The following is a 10,211-nucleotide window of genomic DNA, read 5'->3' on the forward strand; positions in this document are numbered from 1 at the left end:
GCTTCGGGCGACGCGCCGGTCAATTCCCTAAGCTTCAGCACCATCACCTCAAACAGCAGGAACAGCGCGCCTTCGAACACCGAGCCCATCGGCAGGACCGATGTTTTTTGCGCCCCCTGATCGTTGGCCATGGTCTGCGCGGGAATGAGCAGCGTGAAGTCGGCAAGCCTTGCCGCGCTGCCTTCGGCCTGGGCGGTCAGCAGGAGATTGGTTGCACCTGCTTGGCGCGCGACCTGCATCAGGGTCAGCACGGTCGAGGTTTCTCCCGGCCCGGAACTGACCAGGAAGACATCGCTCTGCCCCAGCGGCGGCGTGTTCATGTCGCCGACCACGGAAACCGGCAGGCCCAAATGGTAGAGCCGCATGGCAAAACCCTTGACCTGCAAGGCCTCGCGGCCGCAGCCATAGACGACGATCTGTCGCGCGCCGGCCAGCATTTTGCAGGCGGCGTCGATCCGGCTTTCGTCGATGCGTGCCAGCACGCCACCCAGCTCCTCAAGTGCGGTCTCGAACAGGCTTTTGCTCTTGTCGCTCACCGCAAACCCGCCATTGAAAAATCACCTTGGTATTTGCCCGCTCTTGCTGCCACGAACAGCTTGATTTCGTTCATGCTAGCAACCGCGAAAATGCGTGTCCAACGCGCAGCTATGCTTTTGCCTGATCACAGGCGTGATAGTGTCATGTCAGACAAATCAGGCGAGGCAAACAGCAGGATATGAAGACACGGCATTTCGACCGCATCGGCAATGGCGGCATCAGTTTCACCGAGCTCGGCTTCGGCGCGGCGCCGCTCGGCAATCTCTACCGTGCCGTCTCCGACGAGGACGCCAACGCCACGCTGGAGGCCGCCTGGGCGACCGGCTGCCGCTACTACGACACCGCGCCGCTCTATGGGCTCGGCCTCTCGGAAACGCGGCTCAACCCGTTCCTGCGCGGTAAGAAGCGCGCTGACTATGTGCTGTCGAGCAAGGTCGGCCGCATCATGCGTGCCTGCCCGCCCGAAGAGCGCACCGGCATCGGCAAGTTCTTCGACACGCCATCACGCCGCGAGGTGTACGACTACAGCTATGACGGTGTCATGCGCTCGTTCGAAGCCTCGCTTGAGCGCCTCGGCGTCGATCGGATCGACATACTCTTCGTGCACGATGTCGACATCTTCACGCATGGCAGCAAGGAAGCCTCCGACCGGCGCATCGAGGAGTTCATGCGCTCGGGCTATTACGGCCTGCTGTCGCTGCGCGACCAGGGCGTGATCAAGGCGTTCGGCGGCGGCATCAATGAATGGCAGGTCGCGCAGACGCTGGCTGAGCGCGGCGACTTCGATCTGTTCCTGCTGGCCGGGCGCTATACGCTCTTGGAACAGGAGGCGCTGACGTCCTTCCTGCCGCTCTGCCAGGCACGCGGCATCGGCATCGTTCTCGGCGGACCCTACAACTCCGGCATCCTCGCAACAGGGCCGAAGCCCGGAGCCTACTACAACTACTCCGAAGCGCCGAAGGACATACTCGAACGGGTCGCCGGGATCGAGAACGTCTGCAAGCGTCATGGTGTCAGGCTGATCGAGGCCGCCCTGCAATTCCCGCTGCTGCATCCTTCAGTCGTTTCGGTGATCCCCGGTGGCCAACGGCCGAGCGAGGTCGAGAGCAATCGCTCGCTGCTCGATGCGAAACTGCCCGCAGCACTTTGGACGGATCTCAAGGAGGAAGGTCTTATGCGCACTGATGCGCCGACCGCATAAGCCGGCCGCGTCGCGTCAGCGTCGGGCACCAAAATGAAAAGCCGGGCAAGCCCGGCTTTTCTGGTCGCATGAACCAACGTAGGGCACCAAAATGAAAAGCCGGGCAAGCCCGGCTTTTCTGAGGTCTCTGAAAAGAAAAAACGCTTAGTTGACTGCGTCCTTGAGGCCTTTGCCGGCCGAGAACTTCGGCACGGTACGCGCCGGGATCTTCACTTCGGCGCCGGTCTGAGGATTGCGGCCGGTCGAGGCGGCACGCTTTGACACGGTGAAATTGCCAAAGCCGACAAGCCGGACATCGCCGCCCTTCTTCAGTTCGCCGGTGATCACGGAAAATACCGCATCGACCGCCGACTGCGCGTCACCCTTCGAAATGCTCGCGGCGTCGGCGACAGCGGACACCAGTTCGTTCTTGTTCATAAAAATTCCCTTCCATGAGAACACCGGAACTATCGACTCATCCGGCAGGAAACGGACTTTAGAAAGAAGCGCTCCCGCAACCAAGTCGAAAAGGCAGGAAAAAAGCGGAAAAAGCCCGGAATTCCGGGGTTTTTCACATGAAAAAGCCGGGCGTCAGGCCCGGCTCTCCGTTTGTGCGCTGCAACCTCGACGAAAACCAACGCATGGCCCCGAAAACCGTAGCCGGTTTGCGGCAAGGGCCATGCGCAAGTCTGGGCGTTAGAGCGTCCTTTGTGCGTCCAGATGGACGCCCGGCGCTCTAATGCGCCAGGGACTTTCCAGCGTCGTCGGCACTGTCTGTCGCAGCCGGCGGATTGACCGGCTCGACCCATTCGATCGGCTCCGGCATACGCACCAGCGCGTGGCGCAACACCTCGCCGACACGTGAGACCGGAATGATCTCCATGCCGTTCTTCACATTGTCCGGAATCTCCGCCAGATCCTTGGCATTGTCTTCCGGGATCAGCACCTTCTTGATGCCGCCGCGCAGTGCGGCGAGCAGCTTCTCCTTGAGCCCGCCGATCGGCAGGATGCGGCCGCGAAGCGTTATCTCGCCGGTCATCGCCACATCCGCCCGGACCGGAATACCCGTCAGTACCGACACAATAGCTGTCGCCATGGCAGCACCTGCAGACGGGCCGTCCTTCGGCGTGGCGCCTTCCGGCAAGTGCACGTGGATGTCGCGCTTGTCGAACAGCGGCGGCTCGATGCCGAAATCGACGGCGCGCGAGCGGACATAGGAGGCCGCCGCCGAAATCGATTCCTTCATCACGTCGCGCAAATTGCCGGTCACCGTCATGCGGCCCTTGCCGGGCATCATGACGCCTTCGACCGTCAGCAGCTCGCCGCCGACTTCCGTCCAGGCGAGTCCGGTAACGACACCGACCTGATCGTCAGCCTCGACCTGACCGAAGCGGAAGCGTTCAACACCGAGGTAATCGGCGAGGTTCGCCGCCGTGATGTTCACCGTCTTCTTCTTCGTCTTCAGGATCTCGGTCACCGCCTTGCGCCCGAGCTTCATCAGCTCGCGCTCCAGGCTTCTGACGCCCGCTTCACGGGTGTAGGTCTGGACGATGGCGCGGATCGCGTCCTCACCGACGGAAAACTCCTTCGGCTGCAGCGCGTGATCGCGGATCACCTTAGGCATCAGGTGCCGCTTGGCGATCTCGATCTTCTCGTCCTCGGTGTAGCCGGCGATACGGATGATCTCCATGCGGTCCATCAAGGGCGCCGGGATGTTCAGCGTGTTCGCCGTCGTCACGAACATGACGCTCGACAGATCGTATTCGACCTCGAGGTAGTGGTCCATGAACGTCGAGTTCTGTTCCGGATCGAGGACCTCGAGCAACGCCGATGACGGATCGCCACGGAAGTCCTGGCCCATCTTGTCGATCTCGTCGAGCAGGAAGAGCGGGTTGGACTTCTTGGCCTTCTTCATCGACTGGATGACCTTGCCGGGCATCGAGCCGATATAGGTGCGCCGGTGGCCACGGATCTCGGCCTCGTCACGCACGCCGCCCAGCGCCATGCGGATGAACTCGCGTCCAGTCGCCTTGGCGATCGACTTGCCGAGCGAGGTCTTGCCGACACCGGGAGGGCCGACGAGGCACAGGATCGGCCCCTTCAGCTTCTTCTGGCGGCTCTGCACGGCGAGATACTCGACGATGCGCTCCTTGACCTTGTCGAGGCCGAAATGGTCGGTATCGAGCACGTTCTGCGCGAAAGCCAGGTCCTGCTTGACCTTGGAGTTCTTGCCCCACGGGATCGACAGGATCCAGTCGAGATAGTTGCGCACGACCGTCGATTCAGCCGACATCGGCGACATCGTCCGGAGCTTCTTCAACTCGGCTTCCGCCTTTTCGCGGGCCTCCTTGGAGAGCTTGGTCTTCTTGATGCGCGCCTCGATCTCGGCGGCCTCGTCGCGGCCGTCCTCGCCTTCGCCGAGTTCCTTCTGGATCGCCTTCATCTGCTCGTTCAGGTAGTACTCGCGCTGCGTCTTCTCCATCTGGCGCTTGACACGCGAGCGGATGCGCTTCTCCACCTGCAGGACGGAGATTTCGGCTTCCATGAAGCCCATCGCCTTTTCCAGCCGCTCCTTGACCGAAAGCGTGGCCAGCATCTCCTGCTTCTCGGGGATCTTGATGGCGAGATGCGAGGCAACCGTGTCGGCGAGCTTGGAGTAGTCGTCGATCTGGCTGGCAGCACCCACCACTTCGGGCGAGATCTTCTTGTTCAGCTTGACGTAATTTTCGAAGTCGGTGACGACCGAACGCGCCAGCGCCTCAACCTCGACCTCTTCCTCTTCCGGCTCGACCAGCGCCGCGGCGCGGGCCTCGTGGAAATCGGGACGGTCGGTGAACGAGACGATTTTCGCACGCGAAGCGCCTTCGACCAGAACCTTGACGGTGCCGTCGGGCAGCTTAAGCAATTGCAGCACATTGGCGAGCGTGCCGATGTCGAAAATGGCATCGGGCTCGGGATCGTCATCGGCGGCATTCATCTGGGTGGCAAGCAGGATCTGCTTTTCCTGACCCATCACCTCTTCCAGCGCCTTGATCGACTTCTCACGCCCGACGAAGAGCGGAACGATCATGTGCGGGAACACCACGATGTCGCGCAGTGGGAGAACTGCGAAGACGCCGTCGCTGGGTGCCTTGGATACTTTGGCCATTGTCCAACCTTTCATGTCGCGGCCGCTAATTGAGCCAACCGCGAATCTTATATTAACGACCGGGGATCGTTCCGCCTACCACCGTTTGTGACGGGAGTTTTACAGCACAGAAATCGGGCACCTCGGCCTTCTCCAGTTAGTTGGATGCACGACCCCCAAAGATCAAGGGGCGTGTCCAAATCCGCACTCCCAACCCGTCCGCGAGTGACACATTTGCGACGCCAGCCCGTACGCCGCGCAAAACCGCTGTGCGACAGCAAAACGGCGCCTTGCGGCGCCGTTTCAGAATTTCGCTGCGGGCTCATGTCAGGCGCTGACATTGCCCTTCTTTTCCTTCTGCTCGGAGTAGATGTAGAGCGGCCGGGCACTGCCGGTCACCACCTCCTCCGAAATCACCACTTCGCGCACGCCTTCGAGTGCGGGAAGCTCGAACATCGTGTCGAGCAGGATCGCCTCCATGATCGAACGCAGGCCGCGCGCGCCGGTCTTGCGCTCAATGGCGCGCTTGGCGATCGCCGAAAGAGCGTTCTCATGGAAGGTCAGGTCGACATTTTCCATCTCGAACAGCCGCTGATACTGCTTGACCAGCGCGTTCTTCGGCTCGGTCAGGATCTGGATCAGCGCCGGTTCATCGAGATCTTCCAGCGTCGCCAGGACCGGCAGACGGCCGACAAACTCAGGGATGAGACCGAACTTCAACAGATCCTCGGGCTCGACCAGGCGGAAAACATCGCCAGTGCGGCGATCCTCCGGCGAAGCGACGACCGCGCCGAAGCCGATCGACGTCTTGCGGCCGCGATCCGAGATGATCTTGTCCAGCCCGGCGAAGGCGCCGCCGCAGATGAACAGGATGTTGGCTGTATCGACCTGCAGGAATTCCTGCTGCGGGTGCTTCCTGCCGCCCTGTGGCGGCACGGAGGCGACGGTGCCTTCCATGATCTTCAAGAGCGCCTGCTGCACGCCCTCGCCCGAGACGTCGCGGGTGATCGAGGGATTGTCCGACTTGCGCGAAATCTTGTCGATTTCGTCGATGTAGACGATGCCGCGCTGGGCGCGCTCGACATTGTAGTCGGCCGACTGCAACAGCTTCAGGATGATGTTTTCGACGTCCTCGCCGACATAGCCGGCTTCGGTCAGCGTCGTCGCGTCAGCCATGGTGAACGGCACGTCGATGATGCGGGCCAGCGTCTGCGCGAGCAGCGTCTTGCCGCAACCGGTCGGGCCGATCAAAAGGATGTTGGACTTCGCCAGTTCGACATCGTTGTTCTTGCCGGCATGCGCGAGGCGCTTGTAGTGATTGTGGACCGCCACCGACAGCACGCGCTTGGCGTAGGGCTGACCGATGACATAGTCGTCGAGAACCTTGAGGATCTCCTGCGGTGTCGGCACGCCTTCGCGCGACTTCACCATCGAGGTCTTGTTCTCTTCACGGATGATGTCCATGCAGAGTTCGACGCACTCGTCGCAGATGAAGACCGTCGGACCGGCGATCAGCTTGCGCACTTCGTGCTGGCTTTTGCCGCAAAACGAGCAGTAAAGCGTGTTCTTGGAATCGCCGCTGTTGTTGCCGACCTTGCTCATTTTCATGTCCTTTCATGGCCGCCCGCCGATGGTCTGGCTGAAAGGGCGCATACTCTATCTATCGCGGGAATCCGCCGCCGCCAGTGTGTCCCGGCTCCCGCAACGCATTCCGTACGAAACACAAATCAGAAAACGTGGCAATGATTCGCGACAACCCCGCATAAAGCTAAGCCGCCGAAACTCAACATAGCCTTAACGTAGGCAATCCTGTCCCCCGAGGGAACAGCCAATTGTGGCCGAAATGCCGCAAGACGCGCCAAAAGCGCGTGATGGTGCCATCCAACTGCCAACTTGCCTTTATGCCAGCGCCCCTTCGGCCGCCTCGCGCGACGAAATGACCTTGTCGATGAGGCCGAAATCCTTGGCTTCGTCGGCGGTCATGAAATGGTCGCGGTCGAGCGTTTTCTCGATCTCTTCATAGCTCTTGCCGGTGTGCCTGACGTAGACCTCGTTGAGGCGACGCTTCAGCTTGATGATATCCAGGGCATGGCGCTCGATGTCGGACGCCTGGCCCTGAAAGCCGCCGGAAGGCTGGTGAACCATGATGCGGGCGTTCGGCGTGGCAAAGCGCATGTCCTTGTGACCGGCAGTCAGGAGCAGCGAACCCATCGAAGCCGCCTGGCCGATGCAGAGCGTCGACACGGCCGGCTTGATGAACTGCATGGTGTCGTAGATCGCCATGCCCGAGGTGACGACGCCGCCCGGCGAATTGATGTAAAGGTTGATTTCCTTCTTCGGATTCTCAGCTTCGAGGAACAAAAGCTGCGCGCAGACCAGCGTCGCCATGCCGTCCTCGACCGGACCGGTGATGAAAATGATGCGCTCCTTGAGGAGGCGCGAGAAAATGTCGTAGGCCCGCTCGCCGCGATTGGTCTGTTCGACCACCATCGGAACGAGGTTCATGTAGGTTTCGACGGGGTTCTTCATCAGGTATCTCTTATCTCGCGGTGGGATTCCGGCGCCGGGAATGCCGGCAGATCGGGCAGAATCGGTTCTGGATCGTTATTCCGTAAATAGGATGCCGGCTCGTCCTTGTGCAAGGCCGACCCCTCCTAGCCATCTGGGTAAGTCGAATCAAGCTTTCTGACCAAGGATTCGCGGCGGCGGATGCTTCCGCGGGTCCGGAGCCGCATCGCCGGCCCCGCAACGTAGCAGTTTCTTAACCGCGTCACTTAACGAAATGCGCCGAAACCGCTTTTTTCCGAGACGGCTTCCTCTACAATTCAACGTTGAACTTATGCATAGAGTTCAACAGGGGGAGTGTCATGCCCGGGAAAACCGCATGCTTCACCATTGCCGGCCTGACCGTGCTCGGCACGATTTCGCAGACGGCGGCCGGCGGCCGCGCCGTCGAATGTTATGAGCCGGTCCGCAGTCCGGCCGTCTATGACACGGTCTATGAAGACGTGATGATCAGTCCGCCCGGTCAGCAGGTCGACTATATCGCCCCTATCTTTGGCACGCGCGAGCGCGTCGTGATGACCGTTCCGGCGCAAGTGACCTACCAGATCGTACCGGCCGTCACCCGCACCGTCTACCGTACGGTCCGGGTCGATGGCGGCGGCTATTCCTGGGAATGGCGCGTCATCCATGGCCGCAAGGTGCTGTGCAAGGTATGGCACAAGGCGCGCTACGAACGCGTCGCAGAGACCGTCGTGATCCAGCCCGAACGCACGCGGCGCGTCGTCATTCCCGCACAATATGACAGCATCGCCGAGGAGGTGCTGGTGCGGCCGGAACAAAGGCGCGTCATCGATGTCCCCGCCTCCTACCAGACCGTCGCGCGTCGTGTGTTGGTCCGGGAAGGCTCATCCAGTTGGCGGCGGGTGCATATTCCCAGGCATTGCCAGGATTAGCGCGCATGGCGTACCCTGCTTCGCAGCGGATCTCCGTTGGGCTGAGGGCATGCGCGACCTGGAAATTTCCAATCAGGAATTGTCAGACCTTGCCGAAGAAGCCTTGGCGCTTGCCAAAGCTTATTGGGCCTCCCTCGAGGAACGTCGGACGTATCCCACGACCAGCGGCAAACAGACGACGGAACTCTTCTCGCGGCCTTGGCAGGAGAGCGGTCGTGGTCGGGAAGTCTTGCAGGATTTCAAGTCGATAGCGGAGCATGTGCGGCCTTCAACCGGCAGGTTCTTCGGTTATGTCGTCGGCTCCGGCGAACCGATCGGCGCGCTGGGGGAATTGCTGGCTGCGGTGCTCAATCAGAATGTGACGTCGTGGCGCTCGGCACCGGCTGCGACATCGATCGAACGCGCCGTCGTCGAATGGTTGGCGGAGGCTGTCGGTTGCCCCGGATTTACAGGCAGCCTGTGCGGCGGCGGCTCGACGGCGAACCTCATGGCCCTGGCGATGGCGCGGGAAGCGAAGCTGCCAGCCAACGAAACAGGCGTGCGACCGTGCGTGATCTATGCTTCCGAGCAAGTGCACATGTCCATTCCCAAGGCCGTCGCGCTGTTGGGGATCGGTAGAAAAAATCTCCGTTTGATCCCTGTCGACGACAAATTCAGGATGCGGACGGATGCCCTCCAGGCAGCTATTGCAGCCGACCGCGGCATCGGCAACATGCCCATCGCCATCGTGGCCACGGCCGGCACCATCATCTCCGGTGCGATCGATCCCCTTCCCGAAATCGCAGACATTGCCCGCAGGGAAGCGTTGTGGATGCATGTCGATGGGGCCTATGGGGGACTGGCGGCCCTGACCGTCCCGGAAAAGTTCCAGGGACTGTCTTTGGCGGATTCGCTGTCGCTCGATGCGCACAAATGGCTCTATCAGCCACTCGATTGCGGCTGCCTGCTCAATCGCCACCCAGACATTGCGCGCACGACTTTCTCGCACAGCGACGACTACGTCAGGATATTGAGCGAAGACCCAACGGAAGCATTTGCATTCTTTGAAGAGTCGATCGAACTGTCTCGGCGCTTCCGTGCGCTGAAGCTCTGGATGTCGCTGCAGTATCACGGGCGCCGTGCCTATCGCGAAGCCATCGCGCGCGATCTCTACCATGCCCAGATGCTGGCACAGGCAATCGCTTCACAGCCGGAGCTTGAGCAGCTTGCGCCGGTATCGCTAAGCGCGGTCTGTTTCCGTCACCGCTCTAAGGACAACGAAGCGATCCTGCGCCGCGTGATCGCGCGCGGCCTCGTGTATCTGTCGAATGCAACGATCAGCGGTCAGTTCGCGCTGCGGGCGTGTTTCGTCAATCACAGGACGACCTTGGATGACGTGCGGGCGATTGTGTCCGAAGTCATTGCCGCCGCAGACGAACTCAATCATTGAACCGCTGCGGATTTGGCCTCGTGTTTCAGGCGACCTCCGCCCGCAGCCATGCCTTCAGACCGGCGATATCCCCATCGCCGACAGCAGCGGCAACGCGCCTCTTCGATGCGGGCGATCGGCGGCGAAAACAGGTTGCGGATCGCCTCGCCCTCGCCCGCCACCGGCTCGCGGTTCCAATCGGCGTCGCTGGTCGGCACCTTGTGCAGCCCTGACCCGAACTTCATGCCGGCGCCGCCGGAGGGCGGGATCACATAGCCGTCGATCGCGCCGCCGACATCGAGCACGACCGGTGCCGCCTGCCAGGCCGCCTTGAGGTCGGCCGGCGGTTCGACATAGGCAAGTGCGGTTCGATAGGTCTTCAATTCTCCATCCAGTTCCGGAAACAGCTTTAGCACCCAGGCGCCGGCGGCGACGACGATACGGTCGGCCTGCATCGTCTCGCCGCTTTCGAGCACGATGTGGCCGGCCTCGGAGTCGACC

General features: G+C 61.4%; 9 protein-coding genes. 3 read left to right on the plus strand and 6 right to left on the minus strand.

Annotated features, from left to right (window positions below; translation table 11 throughout):
• A partial coding sequence (locus EN914_RS11275; protein ID WP_127389081.1) for an SIS domain-containing protein occupies positions 1 to 536 on the minus strand: 536 nt, incomplete at its 3' end.
• Positions 537 to 715: 179 nt separating this feature from the next.
• Between EN914_RS11275 and EN914_RS11280 the strand changes: the two genes are divergently transcribed.
• Complete coding sequence (locus EN914_RS11280; protein ID WP_024504592.1) at positions 716 to 1,738, plus strand: aldo/keto reductase; 1,023 nt, start codon at positions 716 to 718, stop codon at positions 1,736 to 1,738.
• Positions 1,739 to 1,882: 144 nt separating this feature from the next.
• Here the strand turns inward: EN914_RS11280 and EN914_RS11285 are convergent, their stop codons facing one another.
• From EN914_RS11285 to EN914_RS11300, 4 genes are all read right to left on the minus strand, one after another.
• Complete coding sequence (locus EN914_RS11285; protein ID WP_006201846.1) at positions 1,883 to 2,155, minus strand: HU family DNA-binding protein; 273 nt, start codon at positions 2,153 to 2,155, stop codon at positions 1,883 to 1,885.
• Between the two features lie 298 nt (positions 2,156 to 2,453).
• Entirely contained in the window at positions 2,454 to 4,865 is a 2,412-nt protein-coding gene (gene lon, locus EN914_RS11290; protein ID WP_013532189.1) for an endopeptidase La, read from the minus strand.
• A 306-nt stretch (positions 4,866 to 5,171) separates the two neighbouring features.
• Positions 5,172 to 6,446, minus strand: coding sequence for an ATP-dependent Clp protease ATP-binding subunit ClpX (clpX, locus tag EN914_RS11295; protein WP_013532190.1), 1,275 nt, complete (start codon positions 6,444 to 6,446; stop codon positions 5,172 to 5,174).
• A gap of 297 nt (positions 6,447 to 6,743) precedes the next feature.
• Positions 6,744 to 7,373: an ATP-dependent Clp protease proteolytic subunit gene (locus tag EN914_RS11300; RefSeq protein WP_024504593.1), complete on the minus strand. Its 630-nt coding sequence runs from the start codon at positions 7,371 to 7,373 to the stop codon at positions 6,744 to 6,746.
• A gap of 338 nt (positions 7,374 to 7,711) precedes the next feature.
• Between EN914_RS11300 and EN914_RS11305 the strand changes: the two genes are divergently transcribed.
• Both EN914_RS11305 and EN914_RS11310 read left to right on the plus strand, forming a co-directional pair.
• Complete coding sequence (locus EN914_RS11305; RefSeq protein ID WP_024504594.1) at positions 7,712 to 8,302, plus strand: hypothetical protein; 591 nt, start codon at positions 7,712 to 7,714, stop codon at positions 8,300 to 8,302.
• A gap of 49 nt (positions 8,303 to 8,351) precedes the next feature.
• Entirely contained in the window at positions 8,352 to 9,731 is a 1,380-nt protein-coding gene (locus EN914_RS11310) for a pyridoxal-dependent decarboxylase (protein ID WP_024504595.1), read from the plus strand.
• On the opposite strand, the gene EN914_RS11315 is transcribed toward EN914_RS11310, so the two are convergent.
• A partial coding sequence (locus tag EN914_RS11315) for an FAD-dependent oxidoreductase (protein ID WP_348631902.1) occupies positions 9,725 to 10,211 on the minus strand: 487 nt, incomplete at its 5' end. The two genes, EN914_RS11310 and EN914_RS11315, sit on opposite strands and share 7 nt — an antisense overlap.

Source organism: Mesorhizobium sp. M7A.F.Ca.CA.001.08.2.1, assembly GCF_003998455.1.
Taxonomy (GTDB): domain Bacteria; phylum Pseudomonadota; class Alphaproteobacteria; order Rhizobiales; family Rhizobiaceae; genus Mesorhizobium; species Mesorhizobium ciceri.

Excerpts from the sequence above, each read along its gene's own strand:
- EN914_RS11280 (WP_024504592.1), top strand. The coding sequence starts at position 716 with ATGAAGACACGGCATTTCGACCGCATCGGCAATGGCGGCATCAGTTTC.
- EN914_RS11285 (WP_006201846.1), bottom strand. The coding sequence starts at position 2,155 with ATGAACAAGAACGAACTGGTGTCCGCTGTCGCCGACGCCGCGAGCATT.
- lon (WP_013532189.1), bottom strand. The coding sequence starts at position 4,865 with ATGGCCAAAGTATCCAAGGCACCCAGCGACGGCGTCTTCGCAGTTCTC.
- clpX (WP_013532190.1), bottom strand. The coding sequence starts at position 6,446 with ATGAGCAAGGTCGGCAACAACAGCGGCGATTCCAAGAACACGCTTTAC.
- EN914_RS11300 (WP_024504593.1), bottom strand. The coding sequence starts at position 7,373 with ATGAAGAACCCCGTCGAAACCTACATGAACCTCGTTCCGATGGTGGTC.
- EN914_RS11305 (WP_024504594.1), top strand. The coding sequence starts at position 7,712 with ATGCCCGGGAAAACCGCATGCTTCACCATTGCCGGCCTGACCGTGCTC.
- EN914_RS11310 (WP_024504595.1), top strand. The coding sequence starts at position 8,352 with ATGCGCGACCTGGAAATTTCCAATCAGGAATTGTCAGACCTTGCCGAA.